At 66.3% G+C, this 20,233-nt stretch carries 20 protein-coding genes; 7 read left to right on the top strand and 13 right to left on the bottom strand.

Annotation, left to right across the window (positions count from 1 at the left end; genetic code table 11):
* Window positions 1-2 precede the first annotated feature (2 nt).
* Entirely contained in the window at window positions 3-1,388 is a 1,386-nt protein-coding gene (locus tag KVF90_RS05520; protein ID WP_264393849.1) for a patatin-like phospholipase family protein, read from the top strand.
* 100 nt (window positions 1,389-1,488) lie between these two features.
* Window positions 1,489-3,684 carry a putative bifunctional diguanylate cyclase/phosphodiesterase gene (locus tag KVF90_RS05515; protein WP_264393848.1) on the top strand — a complete coding sequence of 732 codons (2,196 nt, stop codon included), beginning with the start codon at window positions 1,489-1,491 and terminating at the stop codon, window positions 3,682-3,684.
* On the opposite strand, the gene KVF90_RS05510 is transcribed toward KVF90_RS05515, so the two are convergent.
* On the bottom strand, window positions 3,685-4,200 hold the full coding sequence (locus KVF90_RS05510) for a DUF6702 family protein (RefSeq protein ID WP_264393847.1): 516 nt from the start codon (window positions 4,198-4,200) through the stop codon (window positions 3,685-3,687). It lies immediately after the preceding gene.
* The gene (locus tag KVF90_RS05505; RefSeq protein WP_264393846.1) at window positions 4,197-6,632 is read right to left on the bottom strand and encodes a M1 family metallopeptidase; all 2,436 of its coding nucleotides are present in this window, start codon (window positions 6,630-6,632) and stop codon (window positions 4,197-4,199) included. Before KVF90_RS05505 ends, KVF90_RS05510 begins: the two co-directional genes overlap by 4 nt.
* A gap of 138 nt (window positions 6,633-6,770) precedes the next feature.
* Between KVF90_RS05505 and KVF90_RS05500 the strand changes: the two genes are divergently transcribed.
* The 5 genes from KVF90_RS05500 (at window position 6,771) to KVF90_RS05480 (ending at window position 11,735) form a co-directional block, all read left to right on the top strand.
* Window positions 6,771-6,956 carry a DUF5522 domain-containing protein gene (locus tag KVF90_RS05500; RefSeq protein WP_264393845.1) on the top strand — a complete coding sequence of 62 codons (186 nt, stop codon included), beginning with the start codon at window positions 6,771-6,773 and terminating at the stop codon, window positions 6,954-6,956.
* A gap of 55 nt (window positions 6,957-7,011) precedes the next feature.
* Entirely contained in the window at window positions 7,012-8,124 is a 1,113-nt protein-coding gene (locus KVF90_RS05495; RefSeq protein WP_264393844.1) for an S-(hydroxymethyl)glutathione dehydrogenase/class III alcohol dehydrogenase, read from the top strand.
* A gap of 81 nt (window positions 8,125-8,205) precedes the next feature.
* Entirely contained in the window at window positions 8,206-9,309 is a 1,104-nt protein-coding gene (locus KVF90_RS05490; protein ID WP_264393843.1) for a GNAT family N-acetyltransferase, read from the top strand.
* On the top strand, window positions 9,302-10,807 hold the full coding sequence (locus KVF90_RS05485) for a lipopolysaccharide biosynthesis protein (RefSeq protein ID WP_264393842.1): 1,506 nt from the start codon (window positions 9,302-9,304) through the stop codon (window positions 10,805-10,807). Before KVF90_RS05490 ends, KVF90_RS05485 begins: the two co-directional genes overlap by 8 nt.
* 55 nt (window positions 10,808-10,862) lie before the next feature.
* A complete protein-coding gene (locus KVF90_RS05480; RefSeq protein ID WP_264393841.1) occupies window positions 10,863-11,735 on the top strand; it encodes an alpha/beta hydrolase in 873 nt (290 codons plus the stop codon).
* 44 nt (window positions 11,736-11,779) lie between these two features.
* Here the strand turns inward: KVF90_RS05480 and KVF90_RS05475 are convergent, their stop codons facing one another.
* Genes KVF90_RS05475 through KVF90_RS05425 form a run of 11 tightly spaced genes read right to left on the bottom strand, consistent with a single transcriptional unit; the run spans window position 11,780 to window position 20,221 of the window.
* A complete protein-coding gene (locus KVF90_RS05475) occupies window positions 11,780-12,148 on the bottom strand; it encodes a hypothetical protein (RefSeq protein ID WP_264393840.1) in 369 nt (122 codons plus the stop codon).
* 9 nt (window positions 12,149-12,157) lie between these two features.
* Window positions 12,158-13,588, bottom strand: a complete 1,431-nt coding sequence (fliD, locus tag KVF90_RS05470) for a flagellar filament capping protein FliD (protein ID WP_264393839.1) — start codon at window positions 13,586-13,588, stop codon at window positions 12,158-12,160.
* A 30-nt stretch (window positions 13,589-13,618) separates the two neighbouring features.
* Window positions 13,619-14,758 (bottom strand): flagellar biosynthesis protein FlhB, encoded by a 1,140-nt coding sequence (locus KVF90_RS05465; RefSeq protein ID WP_264393838.1) that lies wholly within the window; start codon window positions 14,756-14,758, stop codon window positions 13,619-13,621.
* On the bottom strand, window positions 14,759-15,550 hold the full coding sequence (locus KVF90_RS05460; RefSeq protein ID WP_264393837.1) for a flagellar biosynthetic protein FliR: 792 nt from the start codon (window positions 15,548-15,550) through the stop codon (window positions 14,759-14,761).
* A 14-nt stretch (window positions 15,551-15,564) separates the two neighbouring features.
* The gene (locus tag KVF90_RS05455) at window positions 15,565-15,837 is read right to left on the bottom strand and encodes a flagellar biosynthetic protein FliQ (RefSeq protein WP_264393836.1); all 273 of its coding nucleotides are present in this window, start codon (window positions 15,835-15,837) and stop codon (window positions 15,565-15,567) included.
* Window positions 15,837-16,649, bottom strand: coding sequence for a flagellar type III secretion system pore protein FliP (gene fliP, locus KVF90_RS05450; RefSeq protein ID WP_413677013.1), 813 nt, complete (start codon window positions 16,647-16,649; stop codon window positions 15,837-15,839). The genes KVF90_RS05455 and fliP overlap by 1 nt, the downstream gene beginning before the upstream one ends.
* Window positions 16,649-16,939: a flagellar biosynthetic protein FliO gene (locus KVF90_RS05445; RefSeq protein ID WP_264393835.1), complete on the bottom strand. Its 291-nt coding sequence runs from the start codon at window positions 16,937-16,939 to the stop codon at window positions 16,649-16,651. Before KVF90_RS05445 ends, fliP begins: the two co-directional genes overlap by 1 nt.
* 15 nt (window positions 16,940-16,954) lie before the next feature.
* Entirely contained in the window at window positions 16,955-17,278 is a 324-nt protein-coding gene (locus KVF90_RS05440) for a FliM/FliN family flagellar motor switch protein (RefSeq protein WP_264393834.1), read from the bottom strand.
* The gene (locus tag KVF90_RS05435; protein ID WP_264393833.1) at window positions 17,275-18,225 is read right to left on the bottom strand and encodes a FliM/FliN family flagellar motor C-terminal domain-containing protein; all 951 of its coding nucleotides are present in this window, start codon (window positions 18,223-18,225) and stop codon (window positions 17,275-17,277) included. Before KVF90_RS05435 ends, KVF90_RS05440 begins: the two co-directional genes overlap by 4 nt.
* A complete protein-coding gene (gene fliL / locus KVF90_RS05430) occupies window positions 18,222-18,818 on the bottom strand; it encodes a flagellar basal body-associated protein FliL (protein ID WP_264393832.1) in 597 nt (198 codons plus the stop codon). The genes KVF90_RS05435 and fliL overlap by 4 nt, the downstream gene beginning before the upstream one ends.
* Window positions 18,819-18,850: 32 nt before the next feature.
* Window positions 18,851-20,221: a hypothetical protein gene (locus KVF90_RS05425; protein WP_264393831.1), complete on the bottom strand. Its 1,371-nt coding sequence runs from the start codon at window positions 20,219-20,221 to the stop codon at window positions 18,851-18,853.
* Window positions 20,222-20,233: the final 12 nt, after the last annotated feature.

The raw sequence follows: 20,233 nt of genomic DNA, 5'->3' as shown, positions 1-20,233 counted from the left end.
TCATGCGCACCGCTTTTGCCCTGATGATCGGGGGGCTTTCCCTCGCCGGATGCAGCACAACACCGATGACGGTCGACTGCGACCCGTTCCGCACGCAATTCACGGGCGCGGTCCCGCACTCCACCACGGTCGCGCAGATACAGGAGGACGTTCTCCCGCCCGGTCAGGCACTGGCGGCCGAGGCGGACGCCGAAGCTGCCAGAGCCGAGGCCTATGGGGCGCTGGTCAATCTCACGCAGCCTAACAACCTCCGTTCCGGGCAGGACGCAAGCGGGGCCGTGCTGGCGCTTTCGGGCGGCGGGCAATGGGGTGCGTTCGGCGCCGGGTATCTGCAGAGACTGAACGAGAAGGGGGCGTTGCCACGCTTCCGGATGGTCACCGGGGTCAGCACTGGGGCCTTGCAGGCGCTGTTCGTGGGCGCAAGCCAGGCACCCGGCGCGAACACCGGCGCGCTGCTGGATCAGCTGGTGGCGGAATACACGATCAAGGACGAAGACGAGGTCGTCCATCGCGGCGGCTATGCCGGGGCGCTGCTCAGGGGCTCGGTCGCCAAGCTCGATCCGCTTCGCCTGAAGATCGAAAAGGCTTTGTGCAGCAAGGTATCCGCCAACCCGCAAACGGTTGATGATTGCCCCCTCATCAAGGCGCTGGGCACTGCGGGCGCGCCTGTTGTCATGCTGGGCTTTGTCGAGGCCCGTTCGGGCGAGATGCAGGCGATCAATGTCAGCGCCATCGCGCAGGCTGCCGTCCATGACAGCATGCCCATCAAGGACGCACAGCAGTGCATTACCGGCGGCGCGCTGGCATCGGTGGCGATGCCGTTCTTCTACCAGCAGGTGCAGGTCACATCGGACCCGCCGCGTACGGTGGCAGAGCGGACGCTGACCTATTACGATGGCGGCGTGCGCCAATCGATGTTCCTGTGGGAAACCGTCAAAGCAATGGCGATGGTCGACGCCAAACGCCTTGCCCCGGCCAAGGCCTATATCACCGAAGCCGATGCGCTCGCTGTGGCCCCGCCGGTGTACATGATCCGCAACGGGCCAACGGTGGCAAAGGTCGACAAGAATGCCGATCGCAAGCGGGACGCCATTCCCACCGCCGAGCGGGGCTACAGCCTGATCGTCAACCAGTCCGAAGTCACGGCCATCGAGGCGATCCGGCTGCGCAATGGCGCGTCCGAGATGCGCGTCGCCACCGCTGACGGCTACGAACGGCCATTCCCCGGCTGGGAGGCCACAAAGGACGAACCCGGAGGCTGCATGAAAAAGACGGACGGCGCGATGTTCGAACCGGTGTTCATGCAATGCCTTCGAGACCTCGGCCGCTACAAGGCCGACGACTACAAGGGCAGGCAGGATGGCTGGATCATGCTGACTCCGCCGTAAGTCACGGCGCACTTACTTCCTAACCTGCTATACGCAGTTTCCGCGAGTACGGGTCTGTTCTGGCACGGTTTGTTAAGCGCTTGCGGGGCATGGGACGGGCGTGAAAGACACGCGCCGCCTTGATGCCATTCGCAGTCTCGGACTGGACGCGATTCCGGATCGCGACCTGTTCTCGCGCATCACCTTGCTTGCCAGTACGATGCTCGGTTGCCCGATCTCGCTGCTTTCGGTTGTCGAGCAGGATCGCCAGTGGTTTCTCGGGCGTACCGGCACCGATCTTCGGGAAACATCGATCGAGGACAGCTTCTGCGCCGTTTGCGTGCTGGGCGAAATCCCCTTGCTGATCACTGATGCGCGCAAGGATCCGCGCCTTGCCGACAATGATCTGGTCACGGGTGCGCCGTTTATCCGTTCCTATATCGGTGTGCCGATCCGCGGCGAGGGCGGCGTATTGCTGGGCGCCTTGTGCGGCATTTCGCCCGAGCCGGATGCATTCCGCGACGACCAGATCGCCCCCTTGGCGATGCTCGCCGAACTCGCCGAACAGAGCCTCGCGCTGCACGCCCGCACCCGCGCTCTCAGCCTTGCCAACACCGCACTCCAGCAATCGACCCAGATTTTCCGCCAGGCCGAACGCGCGGTCAATGTCGGCAGCTGGCGGGTGGATATCGCCCGGCGGAGGTTGCAATGGTCGGATCAGGTTTACGCGATCACCGGGCTTGAATCCGGGAATTCGGTAAGCGTGCCCGATGCTGTGCAGATGTATCATCCCGAAGACCGGATGATGGTCAGCAAGGCGCTCAGCGACACGATCGATGACGGCAAGCCGTTCATGTTCGAAACCACAATCCGCCGCCGTGACGGTGAACAGCGCCGCATCCGGGTGGTGGGAGAGCGGGTGGATATCGACGGTCGGCCCGATAGCGTTGCCGGGATCATTCTCGATTGCACCGAAGAACACCTGCGCAATGTCGCGCTGAAACGCGCGGCGGAGCGGGATCGCCTGACCGGACTCTACAACCGCGCCAGTTTCGACCGGCGGTTGGCCGAAGCGATGCAACAGGTCGAAAGCGAGCCGGTGACGATCGCCCTGCTCGATCTCGACGGGTTCAAGGACGTCAACGACACGCTGGGCCACCTCGTCGGCGACCGTGTGCTCGAAGCCATTGCCGCGCAGCTACAGCTGAGAACCGCATCGGGCGTGTTTCTGGCGCGTTGGGGCGGTGACGAATTCGCTCTGCTGTTCCCGCCGGGAATGGCGCTGGGGGACGTGACCAGCTTCCTCGAAGAACTGCTCGCCGAATTCGGTGAGATACCGCCGCTCGGCTCCACGCTGCTGCGCATCGGGGCGACCTGCGGGATTGCACGGATGACCACATCGGCCGGCAGCGAGGAAATCATGCGCCGCGCCGACCTTGCGCTCTATCGCGGCAAGGAACTGGGGCGCGGCACGGTGGTGTGCTGGGATAGCCAGATCGAAGCGCGGCAATCCGAGCGTCAGCACGCGATTGCCCGGCTGCGCAGCGCGCTCAACGGGGGCCGCGCGCTGGCCGCTTACCAGCCGATCGTCGAGCTGGAGAGCGGGAAGGTGGTCTCGGTCGAGGCGCTGCTGCGGCTGCGGGACGAGGACGGCCGGATGTTCGCGGCAAGCGATGTCTTTGCGGCACTGCTCGATCCCGAGCTTTCGCGCCGGGTATCGCGGGTGATGCTGGATCAGGTGGTGGCTGATGGCCCCGCGATCCTCGCCCTGTTCGGACCCGAGACACGGATCGGGATCAACCTATCCGACGCGGATCTGCGGCGCGGGGAATTCGTGCAGCATCTGGTCGAAGTGATCGATGACAGCGCGCTTGGCCCCGACAACATCACCATCGAAGTGACCGAGACGATGCTGCTCGATGCTGGCGGGCATCTGCGCGAATCCCTCGCCATGCTCGACGCTTGCGGGTTCACCATCTGCCTCGACGATTTCGGCACGGGCTTTTCGTCGCTCACCCATCTGCGCGCCTTCCCGATCCACAAGGTCAAGATCGACCGCGACTTCATCGCCGCCATCGGCGAGGATCACCAGTCACGGCTGATCATCCAGGCGATCGTGCAGATGGGCTACAGCCTTGGCCTGCGCGTGGTGGTGGAAGGGGTGGAGACCGAAGAGCAGGAGATCTTCCTGCGCGCCATTGGCTGCCGCCATGTGCAGGGCTATCGTTATGGCCACCCGATGTTGCTGGCAGATTTGCAGGCGCGCTTCGAAGCTTCGGCGCAGGCGCTTCCCGGTTCGGAACGCCGCCGCGCCTGATTATTCGGTCAGCGCCGCGCTGCGGGGCGCGTCTCCGGCCTTGAAGATGAAAGTGGCGACATTGGTGCCGCCGCCGATGTTCACCCGGTTTTCCTGCCGCGCCCAGACGTCGGTGAGGATCTGCGAATTGAACCGCAGCAGCGCCGGATCGCTCCCCGCAGGCGCAGGAGCTTCCTGATAGACCCACAGGCTGCCGCCGGTGATTTCGCTGCCCACGTAAGCGGGCTCGATCACTTGGCCATTGATCTGGAACAGGAAGCGGCGGGTGACATAGCCGGCAAAATCCTCGCGGCTTTTGGCGCTGCCGATGATGTCGGGGTTTTTCGCCCCCTGCACCCGCAGTGCGTGTTCGGCATCGTGGACCGGCACCTGATGCGCGATCTCCACCATCCCGCTGCGCGGGTTGAGCGCGATGGTGCTGATCGCGATCTTCTGCTGATGCGCCTCGGCGACTGGCCCGGCGAGCGGGGCCAGCGCCAGAGCAAGCCCCAGCGCCAAAGCCCGCCGCCGGATCACTTCTTCTTGCCCTGCGGCTCGGCCCCGGCCGCTTCGCCCATCAGATCGCGGCCGACGCGCGACTTGGCCGCTTCGTCCTTGAAGGCCTCGACCCGGCTCGGGATGATGCGGCGCGGGTAGTGGTTGTTTTCAAGATCGGCGTCGCCGGTTTCCCAATCGGGATCGACCACCACCTGCACCAGCTCCTTGCCCTTGGGATAGACCAGCAGCTTGGCCACTTCCTTGCTGTTGCGGCGCCAGATTTCGGCCGGGATGGTGAGCTTTTCCTTCTTCCCGTCAGCAAAGGTCAGGCCGAGGACAATCGGCATCACCAGCCCGCCCTTGTTGGTGAAGTTGAGGACGTAGTAATTGGCGTCCTCCTTCACCGCGCGGTCGAATGCGGCGCGCTCCCACGGCTGTAGCCCTTCGAGGAAGTCGGTGTAGCCCTTGCGGTCCTTGGGCGTGACGGTGAATTCATCGTTCTTGTCGTAGAAATCGGTGACGCCCGGGTTTTCGAGCACCCAGATCGGCAGGCCCTGCTGCTCGTTCATCGCGATGCCGACCGGGGTCGGCTCGTCGGCACGTTCCTGACGGCGGCGGGGCAGGTCGATGTCGGGGTTCTTGCTGTCCATCTTGAGGCGGTAGATCGAGTCGAGGCTGATATCGACGTGATCGGTGGTGTAGAACCAGCCGCGCCAGAACCAGTCGAGATCGGTGCCGCTGGCTTCCTCCATGGTGCGGAAGAAATCCGCCGGCGTCGGGCGCTTGAACTTCCAGCGGCGCGCATATTCCTTCAGCGCGAAATCGAACCGCTCGCGCCCGATCACCGTGTCGCGCAGGACATGGTAGGCCGCCGACGGCTTGCCATAGGCATTGGAGCCGAGATCGGTGATCGAGTCCGACTGCGTCATGATCGGCTGCTGGTTGTTGGACACCATGTAAGGCACCAGATCGCGCGCCAGGCTGCGGGTCCACGGCATGTTCGGATCCCACTCGTAGCCCGCGACCGAATCGAGGAAGGAGTTGAGGCCTTCATCCATCCAGGTCCACTGACGCTCGTCCGAGTTCACCGTCATCGGGAAGTAGATGTGCCCGATTTCGTGGATCACCACGCCCACCAGGAACATCTTCTCGGCCAGCGAATAGGTGCGCGTGCCATCCTTGTTGAGGGTGGTGCGCGGGCCGTTGAAGGTGATCATCGGATATTCCATCCCGCCGACCGGCCCGTTGACGGACTGCGCGGTGGGATAGGGGTAATCGAAGCTGAAGCGCGAATAGACCTTCAGCGTGTGGACCACCGCGGCGGTCGAATATTTGCGCCACAACTCGCCGCCTTCCTTGGGCCAGAAGCTCATGGCGAGCACGGTTTCATGCTCGGCGCCCGGCTGCTTCACACCCTGCGCGTCCCACATGAACTTGCGGCTGGAGGCCCAGGCGAAGTCGCGCACATTGGTGGCGGCGAACTTCCAGGTCTTGGTGCCCTTGGGATTGCCCGCCTCGGCAGCCGCGGCTTCCTGCGGGGTGACGATGAACACCGGCGCATCGGCATTCTTCGCGGTTTCGAGCCGCTGGCGCTGGGCTGCCGTGAGCACGGCGTCAGGGTTCTGGATCGTGCCCGTCGAGGCCACGATGTGATCCGCAGGCACGGTCATCTCGACCTCGTAATCGCCGAATTCCAGCGTGAACTCGCCGCGGCCGAGGAACTCCTTGTTGTGCCAGCCTTCGTAGTCCGAATAGGCCACCATGCGCGGGAACCACTGCGCCATCAGGAAGATGTCGTTGCCGCCCTTGCGCGGATCATCGGGGAAATGTTCGAAGCCCGAACGCGCGCTGACCGCATCTTCCTCGACGATGTTGAAGGCCCAATCGATGGTGAACTCCACCGTCTCGCCCGGTGCGAGCTGGGCGGGCAGATCGATCCGCATCAGCGTGCCGACGATGGTGTGCGGCAGGTCAGTCCCGGCGAGCGACTTCACTGCGCTGATATCATAGCCATAATCATTATCGGCCATCGCCTGCTGGCGGCGCAGTTCGTCCATCGAAAGCTTGGTCGGCTCGCTGCCCGAACCCAGCGTCACCTTCGGCCCGCGGCGACCGGGTCCGCCGAAAGCGTCGGTCAGTTCGGCCATCGAGTCGCGCTTGAAGATGTTCTGGTCGAGCTGCATCCACACCCACGGCAGGGCATCGGGCGAGTTGTTCGTGTAACGCACCGTGGCCCGCGCGGTCAGGCGGCGCTTGGCCTCGTCCAGCGTGGCGGTGATCTTGTAATCGACCTTCTGCTGCCAGTATTCATGCCCCGGCGCACCGCTCGCGTTGCGGGTAGCGCTGGGATCGGGCAGCACTTCATCGAGCTGGCGGAACTTGTCTTCGAAACTGCCCTTGGTCTGCTGGACCCCCTGCGCATGGGCGGGGATAGCGAACAGCAGGGCGGCGACAAACAGAACGAAACGCAAGGGGCGCTCTCCGGCAAGCATGGCAAGGCTGCCGAGAGAGCGTAAAAGCGTGCGCCGCGCAAGCGGGTATCCTGCGCAAAGCGGCAATTTTGTTTCGCACATGGCATCAGGAACACTTTCGCACTATCGACCCGCACCATGACCCAACCCGAATGGTACGCTCTGCACGAAGCCGCCTGCGCGCGCGGGGAGACGACCTATCGCGATCCGGAAACCGGCTACACCGTATTCACGCGCCTCGCCCATCTGGCGCGCGGCAAGTGCTGCGGATCGGCCTGCCGCCATTGCCCTTACGATCACGAGGCGGTGCCCAATCGCCGCTGAGGCTTGCAAAGCTGCAAACCTGCGGGAATAGGCGAGCGGTCAAGGAGACCCGCCCATGAAGACCCGCGCCGCCGTTGCCTTTGCCGCCAAGCAGCCGCTCGAAATCGTCGAGCTCGATCTGGAGGGCCCCAAGGCCGGTGAAGTGCTGGTGGAGATCATGGCGACCGGCATCTGCCATACTGATGCCTACACGCTCGACGGGTTCGATTCGGAGGGCATCTTCCCGAGCGTTCTGGGCCATGAAGGCGCAGGCATCGTGCGCGAGGTTGGCGCTGGCGTGACCAGCGTGAAGCCCGGCGATCATGTCATCCCGCTCTACACGCCGGAATGCCGCCAGTGTAAATCGTGCCTCAGCGGCAAGACCAACCTTTGCACCGCGATCCGCGCCACGCAGGGCAAGGGGCTGATGCCCGACGGCACCACGCGCTTCAGCTACAAGGGTCAGCCGATCTTCCACTACATGGGCTGTTCGACCTTCTCGAACTTCACTGTCCTGCCCGAGATCGCGGTGGCGAAAATCCGCGAGGACGCCCCGTTCCAGTCCGCCTGCTACATCGGCTGCGGGGTGACCACCGGGGTCGGCGCGGTGACCAACACCGCCAAGGTGCAGGTCGGCGACAATGTCGTGGTGTTCGGCCTCGGCGGGATCGGCCTCAACGTCATCCAGGGCGCGCGGCTCGCGGGGGCGAACCTCATCATTGGGGTCGATATCAACCCCGCGCGCGAGGAATGGGGCAAGCGGTTCGGCATGACCCACTTCCTCAATTCCAAAGGGCTGAGCCGCGAGGAAACCGTCGCCAAGATCGTCGAAATGACGGACGGGGGCGCGGATTACACCTTCGATGCCACCGGCAATACCGAGGTGATGCGCACCGCATTGGAAGCCTGCCACCGCGGCTGGGGCACATCGATCATCATCGGCGTGGCCGAAGCGGGCAAGGAAATCGCCACGCGCCCGTTCCAGCTGGTGACGGGGCGCAACTGGCGCGGCACTGCGTTTGGCGGAGCCAAGGGCCGCACCGATGTGCCCAAGATCGTCGACATGTACATGACCGGCAAGATCGAGATTGATCCCATGATCACCCACGTGATGGGTCTTGAAGAGATCAACACCGCCTTCGACCTGATGCACGAAGGCAAATCGATCCGCAGCGTCGTCGTCTTCTAGGCGTGGTGTGCTGACCCGAAGCTGGCCTGCGAAGTCCGTGGTTAACTGCGTGGTTACGCGCGCGCGCTATGGCCGGGCAGTATGTACGAAAGCACGATTGCAGCCGATCATCTGAAGGTCGCGGCGACCTCGGGCTTCCCGCCCGAGATTGACGCGCTGGCGGAGCGCAATCTGGCCGGACATCGCTTCCTGCGCGCAAGCTGGTACCGGGCGGGAAGTCCTGATGCGGGCCGCACCCTGCTGCTGCGCGGAACGGACGGCGCGCCGCTGGCCGCCATTCCGACTGTCCCTTTCGGCCCTGCGATCACCGGCGCGCGCAAGGTGCCGGGATCATACTGGCCGCTGCGCTCTCCCCTCATTTCACCCGATTGCGACATCTTCGAACTGGCGCACGCGCTGGAACACGCCGCCGCACGCAGCCTTGGCCCTGTCTGGCGAATTGGCCCGGCACGCCGCGACGACCCCGCGATCGCCCTGCTGATCGGGGCAGCACATCTCGCCAATTGGCGGATCGTTGCCCGCCCCGCCGGCACAAGCTGGGTGGTCGATCTCGACAAGGCCCGGAAAGATGGCTGGCCGCGCGCGTCGAGAGCCCGGAAACTGCGTGCCGCCTGGCGCAAGCTTTGCGAGCTTGGCACGCCGCATTGGCGCCAATACCGCGGGAGCGAATGGAACGCGGGCGTGCTTGAAGCCATGGGCCGGATCGAGGCACAAAGCTGGATCGTTCGCAAAACCGACGGACGCGGCGCCAAATTCCTGACCGCCGCCCAGCGCGGATTGTGGCAGGATGCCCTGTGCGATCCGGTCATTGCCGAAAGCCTCGTGGCGACGATTCTGACGCTGGATGATCGTCCGGTCACCTTCAGCTTCGATCTTGACGATGGCCCGGTGCGATATGGCATCGCCAGCAGCTACGCCGAGGATCTCAAGAGTTTCAACATCGGCAAGCTCGTCAATTCCCGCGTGCTCGAGGAAGCGATCGGCGCTGGCCAGCGGCTGCTCGATCTCGGTGTGGGCGATAGCGGCTACAAGGCCCAGATGGGCGCGGCCGAAGGCTATGCCATGACCGACCTCCTGTTCGTGCGCAGCCCTGCCGCGGCGCTGCTGCTGGCGCGCGTGTGGGGCAAAGAATTGCTGCCCGATTACCCCGGAACCCTCGCGCTGCGCAGTCCGGCCCATGGTTGAAGGCGGCCCCGCACCCACCGGCCCGTCGCTCGCATCTCAGGTGCGCACGGCGGTGATCTGGCGCTCGGGCAGTCAGGTGCTGACCCAGATCGTCTCCTGGGCCTCGACCCTGATCGTGATCCGCCTGCTCGCCCCGCAGGATTACGGCCTGTTCGCGATGGCGCAGGTGATGCTGATGCTGCTCAGCACGATGAACGGCTGGGGTCTGGCGAGCGCACTGATCCGCGAAGAAGAGGTTTCCGAAGAACGCCTGCGACAGACGCTGGGGATGCTGATCCTGCTCAACGGCGGGCTGGCCTTGACCCAGTTCCTCGCCGCGCCGCTGGTCGCCATGTGGTTCGAACAGCCAATGGTGACAGACCTGCTGCGGGTGCAGGCGCTGCTCTATCTGGCGGTGCCGTTCTGCGCCCTGCCCTATGCGATCATGGCACGCCGCATGGAGTTCCGCCGCCCGGCGCAGGTGCGGCTGGTGGTCGCGGTGGTTGGCGCGTTGACGGCGCTGACCGGGGCGCTGTCAGGCTGGGGCGTGTGGACGCTGGTCGCGGCGCCGCTGGCGATGATCGTGACCGAGGCGGTGGGCATGACATGGGCCGCAGGCGCGCCGATCCGCCCCAGCTTCCGCTTCACCGGCGCAGGCCACATTGCGGGCTTCGGCGGAGTGATGACCGCGACGCAGCTGTTCTGGTTCGTACAGAGTCAGGCCGATGTGGTGATTGCAGGCCGCGTGCTTGATGCGCATGATCTGGGGGTCTATTCCACCGGACTGTTTCTGGCGCAGCTGCTCGCGGCCAAGTTCGTGCCGCCGATCAACGAGATCGCCTATGCCGCCTATTCGCGCCAGCAGGATGTCGCCGCAACCGCGCTGCTGGCGACAATCCGGCTGGTGATGATGGTGGCGCTGCCCGCCTATGCCGGGCTGGCGGTGGTCGCCCCGGTGCTGGTGCCGGTGCTGCTGGGCGAGCAATGGATCGAGATCGTCCCGCTGCTGCCGATCCTGTCGGCCGCGATGGCGATGATGACGCTCCAGATCCTGTTCGCCCCCGCCACCAATGCGCGCGGCGTGCCGTGGGCGGCGCTGCGGATCACGATGATCGGCAGTGTGGTGATGCCCGCTTCCTATTTCATCGGATCGCATTGGGGCGTGCCCGGTTTCGCGTGGGGCTGGGTCGGCGGGATGGCGCTGCTGACCTGCGCGACGGTGGTCCTGTCGGGCGGCATTATCGGGCTGACGGTCCGCGGATTGATCCGCGCGATTGCACCGCCGCTCGCCGCCGCGGCGGCGATGGCGGCGGGGGTGTGGCTGGTGCTGTGGGGACTGCCGCCGGTGATGGACCTCGTCGCGCTGGGCATCGCGGTGCCGCTGGGCGTTGCCCTGTACCTTGGCGCACTGCACCTCATCGCGCCCGGCCGCATTGCCGAGGCGCTGCATTTCGCGCGCAACCGGGGCGAGAGCGAGGATGCCGCGCAAGCTGTGCCTGCCCCCGCTCCGGCCGAGTGAGCCTGTCAAAAGCGCCTGATTGACACCCCGCCCGCGATGCGGTTGGGGCAGAGGGATGAGCACCCTTCGCCCCGCCCCCGTCACCCACCTCTACCCCGCCAATGGCATCGACCTGGCGGTGCACGAATGGCCGTCGTCCGGCAGTGGAGTGCCGCTGGTGTTCGCCCATGCGACCGGCTTTCACGGACGCGTGTTCGACGCGATCATCGAGCGTTTCCCCGATCATCCCGCCTATGCCATCGACCTGCGCGGTCACGGGCAATCGCGCGCCGGGCCGATTGACGACTGGCGGCTGGTTTCCAGCGATGTGGCTGAATTTCTTGCGCAATCCGGCATCAGCGGAGCGGTCGGCATCGGGCATTCGATGGGCGCGCACACCCTGCTGCAAGTCGCCGCCGATAAGCCCGGCCGCTTTTCCCGCCTCGTGCTGTTCGATCCGGTGATCCTCGCGCCGGAATTCTACGCCCCTGGCCAGCCGCTCTACACCGCCGAAAATCCCCACCCCGCGATCCGCCGTAAGCGCGATTTCCCGAGCGCCGAAGCGATGATCGAACGCTTTGCCAGCCGCGATCCGTACAACCTGTTCGACGCCAAGGTGTTCGCAGATTACTGCCGCCACGGCCTCGTCCCCGCCCGTTCGGGAGAGGGTCTGGAACTGGCCTGCGCCCCCGAAGTCGAGGCCAGCGTCTATGCCTCAAGCCGCAGCAATGGTGCGGTGCTGGAGGCGGCGAAGCGCGTCGATATTCCGGTGCTGGTGGTGCGCGCGCAGATGACCGATCTCAACGATTTCAAAAGCTCGCCGACCTGGCCGGAGCTGGCGAATGTCCTGCCGAAGGGCACCGACCTCTACCGCCCGGACATGACGCATTTTCACCCCTTCCAGGACCCAGCCGATGCGGCGCGGATTATCGGGGAATGGATTGGCTGAAACCGGTGTTCCGCAAATGTTTCACGTGAAACACTGCCGGAAAGTCATCTCGCCGCTTCAAGTATATCCCTGATATCGCTTTGAATTCTTGCAAGCGATGCGGCGTCCGCCTGTTGGAGATTGGCGCCGATCTGCCCCGCCAGCCCGCCATAGAACGCCTTGAGGCTCGACCCCAGCGGATGGCCCGGCGCGACCGACTGGGCGAGCCACAGCATGATCGTCTGCGCGCGGGTCAGGGGCTCTCTGGGAGGGGTCAAGGACCGGTCAAGCGCGATCAAGGCCTGGCCTAACGCGGCCTGCGCCTCCTCAAGACAGATGCGGGTAAGGTCTGCGCTGCCCGACGCCTCGATCCGCGCTTCCAATGCGACGCGGCGATAGGCGGCGGCCGGGTTGCGGCTGAGCATATGCATCATGGCCCTCCCTTACCGGTCGCTGTTCGACCAGATGTCGACCTGCTGGCGCAGGAAGCTCAGAGTCGATTGCGAGGCTGACACACGCCGTTCCGAAGCGGTGAATTCACGGGTCAGCCGTTCGCGCAGATTTTCCTGCTGCTCGGCAATCTTGGCAAGGCGATCATCGCTGGCGGCCTTCTGCGTCTCGAACCGCTTGAGCGATCCGCCCAGTGATCCGGGATCGGTGACAAGGCTGTTCTCGCGCGCGAAGCGGTCCATTGTCGCAAAGACGCCGTTGACCCCGGTGGTGAACATCGCCGCAACCGCGTCGGGGCTGGTTTCCAGCGCGCGGTTGAGCCGCGCCGTTTCCAGCCGGAAAGTACCATCGCGGTTCACCGCAAGGCCCAGATCGCCCAGCGTGCGCGGCTCGCTGCCCGTAGCGCCCGGCATCACCACCCGGCTTGCCAGCCCGGCCAGATCGCGGCGCAACTCGCGCGCGCCCGGATCATTGCCCAGCTCGCCCCCGATTGGCGCGGCGAGATCATTGATCTGCGAGACGATATCGTTCAGCGCGGCGACGAAATCGCCCATCACGCTGGACATGGCATCGGGGTTGCTGGCGAAGCTCAGGCTGGTCGGCGCGCCGGTGTTGGTGCCGGTGAGGTTGAGGGTGAAGCCGCCCGGCAGGCCGGTGACGCGGTTGGTGGGGCTGGTCATCGCCACGGTGTCGAGCCGGAAGGCGGCATCGCGTGCGGCGGCTTGCAGTTCGGTGGTGTTGGTGGCGGGGCTCCAGCCGATATAGCTGAGATCGCCGGGAGCCTCTGCGCCGCCCGCACCAGCGGCTTCCAGCACAAAGCCGTTGGCCGCGCCTTCCTTGCCCTTCATCACCAGCTGCGCGCCGCTTGCGCCATTGGCGACATAGGCGCTCACCGCCCCGCCGCTCGCCTGATTGATCTTGGTGGCAAGGGTGGCAAGGGTGTCGGTCGCGGTGACGGCGATATCGACCGCGGCGCGCGCACCATCGGCCGTGAAGCTCGCGCCGCTCACCGTGCCGAAACGCAGCGTCAGCGTGCCCTCTCCCACCAGCGCATCACGGCTGGCGAGCGAGCGGCCGACGAGCGTCTGCCCCTGCGCAAGCTGGGTCACTTCAAGGCTGAAGGTGCCGCGCGGCGACAGGCCGGCAGGCACGCTGACCCGCGCCACGGACGCATTGGCAATATCGGCTTTCGGCGCAAGATCGCCGCTGCGGATCCGGTCGCCCAGCGCGCCTGCCAGCCCGGTGATCGCGCCGCGCAGCTGCCCGGCAGCGGAAATCTGCGCCTCCAGCGAGGTCTTGCGCGCGGACAGCTGGTTGCGCTGGGCAGCGAAGGTCGCGTCCGAGATGTCCGCGGCCAGCTTGGTAAAATCAATACCGCTGCCCGCGCCAAGCGCCGAAATGATCGATGAGCCTGAGGTTTGCATGTCAGTCAGAACGGGTGCTCCGGGGTGAGTTTAAGCATGATTTTCCGGCCTCCCATCGCCATCGAACCGCAGGGATTGCGGCACGTCGACCACCGGGCGGCGCGGGCGCTGGCCGCGTTTCAGCGCGAGGACGAACGCCACCAGCGAAGCAAGCGCGACATACAGCTCCTCGCGCACCATCTGGTTCGGGCGCGTGGTGAAATAGACCGCGCGGGCGAGCTGCGGATATTCGAGCACCGGCAGGCCTTCTTCCGCCGCGATCTCGCGCATGGCGAGCGCGGTTTCGCCCCGCCCCTTCGCCAGCAGCAGCGGCGCGGGCGCGCGGTCGGGATCGTAAGTCAGTGCCACTGCAAAGTGCAGCGGGTTGACGACGATGAACTGCGCTTCCTTCATCGCCTTGGCCACGCCCCCGCGTGCCAGATCGCGCTGGCGCTGGCGGCGGGCGGATTTCATCTCGGGCGAGCCTTCGGCCTGCTTGTTTTCGTCGCGCATGTCCTGAAGGCTCATCTTCAGCCGCTTGTCGCGCTGGAAGCGTTGCAGCGGATAATCGATCCCGGCGATGATGATGAGGCCGATCAGCAGCGCGCCGATCAGGCTGGTGATCGCCTCGGTCGCGACGCCCAGTTGCGCTTCGAGCGGCAGCGTGCCGAGCGCCAGCAGTTCCGGCACGCGGTCCCTGGCCCAGTACCACGCGATCCCGCCCAGCAGCGCGAGTTTTGCCAGCCCCTTGCCCAGCTCGATCAGCCCCTGCCAGCCGAGGATGCGCTTGAAGCCCGACAGCGGATTGATCCGCGATCCCTTGAAACCTGCATTGGCGGCGATGAAGCGTCCATCCTGCCCCAGCAGCAATTGCGAGGCCGTGGTGACGACAGCGACGATCAGGCCCAACGCCAGCACCGGCGGCAGCGCGGCCAGTGCGGCATCGCCCATCATCGCGCCCGGGGTAAAGCCATCCAGCGCGGCGCGATCGAAGCTGAAACCCGCGCGGGCGACCTGCGCCAGCCCTTCGTTGAGCCACGACCCCAGCCCCAGCAGCGCCAGCGCGCCTGTGCCGGTGGCGGCGGCAGTGGCGAGTTCCTTGGAACGCAGGACATCGCCCTTCTTGGCGGCGTCCTCACGCCGCTTGGGGGTTGGGTCGAAGGTCTTTTCGCCAGCAGTTTCCTCGGCCATTTACGGGGCCTCCCCCGCGATCAGGGCAGAAGATTGCTCGAGCGTCGCCTCGATCACGCCGCGCATCTGCCCGACCATCACGGGCAGCGCGATGATCATGGCGGCAATGCCAGCCAGCACGCCCGCCGGAAGCCCCAGCGCAAACAGGTTCAATGACGGCGCGGAGCGGGCGATCAGGCCGGTGACGATCTGCACCAGCAGCAGAACCAGCACCACCGGCAGCGCAATCGCGGCAGCGGTGGCGAGACCATAACCCATAAACATCACCACACTTTGCGCGCGCCACGCGCCGAAAGCGAAGCTCCCGGCGGGCAGCAGGCGGTAGCTTTCGATCAGCAGTTCAAACCACAGCAGATGCGCCCCGGTGGCGTAGAACAGCAGACTGAGGACAAGGCCGAAAAAGGTGCCGAGCGCCCCCGATTGCGCGCCGCTCGCCGGGTCGATCGAAGTGGCGATGGCAAGGCCCATGGTGCCCGAAATCTGCTCGGCGGCGATCAGGGGGATGGCGAAGGCGAGTTGCAGGACGAAGCCCAGCATCAGGCCCACCGCAACCTCTTGCAGCACAGCCAGCACGGCGGCGATGCTCATCATCGCGGGCGCGGGAGGGAGCGGCACCCAGGCGGCGATGAAATATCCGAGCACCAGTGACAGGAGTATCCGCAATTGCGGCGGCACCGCCGTCCCCCCGATCATCGGCGCGGCCATCAGCGCGGCCCCGCAACGGATCGACAGGAACATGATCTGCCACAGCTGCGCCTCGATGCTGCCGAAGCCGAAGTCGAGGACGTTCATCGCCGCGCGTCCGTTCAGGCTGACAGGTCGGCGACCTGCGCCATGATCTCGCGGGTGAAGTCCGCCAGCAGTCCCATCATCGCCGCGCCCAGCACGACAAAGACCAGCGCGGTGATCGCGAGCTTGGGGATGAAGCTCAATGTCTGTTCGTTGACCGAGGTGGCGGCCTGGATGATCCCGACCACCAGACCCACCACCAGTGTCGCGATCAGCACCGGCCCGGCGATCAGCGCGGTCACCCACAGCGTCTGATCCGCGAGCGCGAGGAGGGCAGCATCTTCCTGCATCAGGCAAAACTCAGGGCCAGCGACCCCATCAGCAACGCCCAGCCATCGACCAGCACGAACAACAGCAGCTTGAAGGGCAGCGAGATGATCGTCGGGCTCAGCATCATCATGCCGAGGCTCATCAGCACGCTCGCAACCACCAGATCGATGACGAGGAAGGGCAGGAAGATCATGAAGCCAATCTGGAAGGCGGTCTCCAGTTCGCTCGTCACGAAGGCGGGCAGCAGGATCGAGAAAGGCACCTCGGCGCCATTCTGGAACGCCCCTCCGCCGGCAATGTCGGTGAACATGATCAGGTTCGCCTCGCGCGTCTGGGCGAGCATGAAGGCGTGGAACGCCTCGCCCGCCTTGCCGATTGCGGCATCGGCGCCAAGGCTCCCGGCGGCATAGGGGGCGATGGCGTTGGCGTTCACCAGATCGAGCGTCGGCGCCATCACGAACAGCGAGAGGAACAGCGCCAGTCCGGCGAGCACCTGTCCCGGCGGGGAGCCTTGCAGGCCGAGCGCCTGCCGCAGGATCGCCAGCACCACCAGAATGCGCAGGAAGCTCGTCATCATCAGCACCAGCGCGGGCAGGATGGTCAGCAGGCCCATCACCACCAGCAGCTGGAGCGAGAGGCTCAACGGGCTGTCATCGCCAGCACCCTGATCGCCCAACGCCCGCTCGATCGCCGTACCGACGCCCGCCGTAACCGGATCGGGGACAGGCATGGCCGCAGGCGCGGCGGCCTGCGCGATGTCGGGCGCGGCGAAAAACATGGTTAACGCGGCAAGGCAAATGAAGGCCGCGCGCAAGATCGGATGGCGATGCATCAGGCGTTCTCCGGCAGCGTCACAACGGCAGCAGGCGCTTCGCCCAGCCGGACCATGCCCTGCCGGGTGCAGCCCAGCAGGATCTCGCGATCATGGAAGCGCACCACGGCGAGCTTCATTCCCGGCGCGATCAGGCTCGTCTCGATCAGCTGGAGCTGGCGAGCGCCGCCCGCCGCTCCGGGCGCGCCGTGCAGACGCGTCTGGAGCCAGCGGGTCAGCCACAGGCTCCCCCAGATCAGCCCGCCGAGCAGCGGCAGCAGCAGCGCAAGGCGCAAGAGATATTCGAGCATCGCCGCGCGCTCCGCTTACAGCGCGTCGGCGGCAGGCACCGCCTCGTCGGCGGGCGCATCATCCGGCGCGGACGGCACATCCTGCCCGTCCTCGCCGACAAGGCTGACGATGCGGAGCGCAAAGCGCCCCTTCTCCGCCACCACCTCGCCGCGCGCGATGACGCGGCCATTGGCGGTCACATCGAGCAATTCGTCAGTCAGCCGGTCGAGCGTCACGGTGCTCCCCTCGCCCAGCATCAGCACATCGCGCAGCGGCATTTCGGTGCGGCCAAGCTCGACCGAGAGGCGCACGGAGACATCGCCGAAGCGGGAGAAAGCAGCGGGTTGGTAAGCGGTCATGGTGCGACACCTTCGGCAGAAGCGGGGGCGGAATTGGGGAAACGGGTCAGGCGGATCGCCATGCGGTCCTCGGCGGTGCCGACAGAGCCGTGGGCCAGCACGGCCTCGCCCACCATCAGTGGCACCTGCCGGCCCATCGCCAGCGGGATCGTGTCACCGGGCGCAAGGCTCTGGAGCCGGGTCAGCGAGAGATCGAATTCGGCCAGCACCACGTGGAGCGGCAGCGGCATTGTGGCAAAGGGCGCGGCCATGCCGCTCGCCGATGTGCGCGGCGTGCGGCTGCGTGGACGGCGGCCGCCACCGGGCAGCAGACGCGCCATCCGCTCGGTCGCCACCACCAGGCTGGCACGCCAGGTGCAGCCCTGCCGGTTGGCGATATCGAGCGTGAAAATCAGCGTTTCGGCTTCCAGCGCGAAGGGTTTGAGCCGCGCCGCGCTTTCGCTGCGCACGATCACCTCGCCGCGCGTGGCCATCCCGCTGGGCGGCGGCATGTCGCCAAAGCTGGCGCGGGTGATCGCATCGGCAATCATCGTCGCGGTTTCCTCGACCAGCAGCGCGGCTGACCGCGGGAGCAGTTCGGGCAGGCCACCGCCGATCCGCCCGTCCCCGCCGAACGACCGGTCGGTCAGCGCGATGGCTGTGGCGAAATCGAAGCTGAGCAGCGCGGTCTCCCCGCTCGCGCCGCAACGCAGCAGCGAGTTGGCAGCAATCTGGCCGATCCGGCGCAGCGCATCCGCACCACTCAGCCGCTCGGGTTCCGAAATGCTGACATCGAGCCGGTCGCCGGACAAAAGCCCGGACAGATCATCGGCCAGCAGCCGCGACAGATCGCGCCGCCATGCCGCCATCAGCGCAGCGCTTTCTTCGGGGCGCGGGCCACGGGATGTCAGCTCGGGGCAGTGCACCGCCGCCGCGCGGACGGGCGCAAAGGCGTGTCCCATCCTCATTGGACCAGGAACCCGCGGAAGTGCACGGCATCGACCCCGCCAAAGCCCTCGTTCTCCTCAAGCACCTTGTTGACCGCCTTGGTCAGCCGCTCGGCGAGGCGCTTCTTGCCTTCGACATCATAGGCCTCGGCCTCGGTTGTCGCGGCAAGCTGGGCGAGGATCGCGGACCGGATCGCCAGTTCATGGGTCTTGACCCATTGCAGCACGCGGCCATCGCGGCGGGTGGAGACCGCCAGCTCGACCTGCACCAACCCCGGCGAATCCGCGAGGTTGGAGGTGAAGGTGTCGGAGAATGAGTAATAGGCGGTGCGATACTTGCTGCCACCTTCGCCATAGACGGTGGCGGCCGCGTCCTTGTCTTTGTCATCGCCGGGCGCGGCATAGGGGTCGGCCTCGGTCTTGAGGACGAATTTGGGCTCGTCGGGCACATGCTCGCCGGTTTCGCCGATCAGGCCCATGGCAAAGGCGCCATAGGCACCGCCCGCGCCGAGCCCGAGCAGCAGCACAGCGCCGATCGCGACCTTGATCACGCCGCCCTTGCCGGACTTGCCGCCTTCACCCGAATGTTCGGACTTGTCCTTGCCCTTGGCCATGCCCTGTCAGCTCCCTGTGTGTGCGCGTACCATCAGGCGAACATCCCGCCCGAGGTTGTGGCGCGGCTGCCGGAACCCTCCTCCCGCTCCTCGCCGCGTGCCGCGAGGGCGGCGGCGGTCGAGGGGCGGCGGTGGTCCGGCGCAGCCTCGCCGTCTCGCGATCCCGAATGGCCCAAGTATGGTTGCGAGCCTCCTTGCCCGGAGTTAGGGGAAGCCCCGTAACGCTGGTCGGCTGTGCCATTTTGGCCCGTACCGGATTGACCGAAGAAGCTGGCGGCACTGTCTGACGCTGCCGCAACGCTGCGATCGGCGAGCGCGGCGTGGATGGCCGGGACAAAGCCGGGGTCGCGGCTGGCCAGCACCGCGCGCCAATTGTCGGGCGCGGCCTGTTCCACACGGAGCGAAACCATCCCGAACTCGGCATGGCGCAGCGTCATTTCGGGCCGCGCGGAACGCAGCGCCTCGCGGATGTCGCCGACCTGGGCGATGGTGGATTCGATCTGCGTGGCAGCGGGGCGCTGTTCGGGCGCGGGGGACGCAGGGGCGGCGGCGGGTTGTTGCGGGGCCGGAGCGAGGTTCGCCAGCACAGGCGGGGGTGCCGGTGCGGGCGCTTCTGGCCCGGACAGAGCGGCGAGCGGGGCAGAGGGCATTGCTGATGAAGGCTGGGCCGGTGATGGCTGGGCGGGCGATGGCGGTGCGCCAGGGTCCGAGGTGTCCTCTGTCGCTGCGACCGGCATGGCGACGCGGGCGGGCAGCGGCACATTCTCGGCACGCATCACCGGCGACTGGGCGACGCGCAGCACGCGGGCGGCTGCGGGAGGATCGGACTTCGCCGTAACGACAATCGGTGCGGGCGGCATGAGCGCTACGGACGGGGCGAGCGGCGCGGGGATCAGGGCTGCGATCTGCGCCGGATCGGAATTCTCGAGGGCGGGGACAGGGGCAGGTGCGTCGTGGTCATCCGGCTCAGCCGCGAGCGCCGGGCGAGCTGCGTCAGGCGCGGGTTCGGAGTGAGGCAGGGGAACGGGGGTAGCGCCTTCGTCCCCATCGGCAAGAGCCGGTGCCTCGGGCATGGCATCATCGCCGGCCGGCATTGCGGCAAGTTCGGGCTTGGAAAGCAGCGGCGGCACCGCCAGCGGCAATTGCACGCCAGGTTCCGGCAAGACCTTGCCGGTCGGCACGGCAAGCGCCGGTGCGGCGATCTCCGCAGCAGGCTCGGCCCACATGGTTGCGGGGGTGGGCGGTAGAGGTGCGGGCATTGTCGCAGGGGTGGCCGCATCGAGCAGTCCGGCAAAGTCCAGCGACACGCCCGGCAGCGCCGATACTTGCGGCACGGCACCGCTCGCGGGGAGCGCCCCGGGAAGGGCGGGCATTTCGGGCATGAAGGCGGGCAAAGTCGTCACGCGGGGCATCTT

Source organism: Porphyrobacter sp. ULC335 (assembly GCF_025917005.1).
Lineage (GTDB): Bacteria > Pseudomonadota > Alphaproteobacteria > Sphingomonadales > Sphingomonadaceae > Erythrobacter.
Note: the sequence above shows the minus strand (reverse complement) of the source record. Positions and strands in the feature narration are given on the sequence as shown.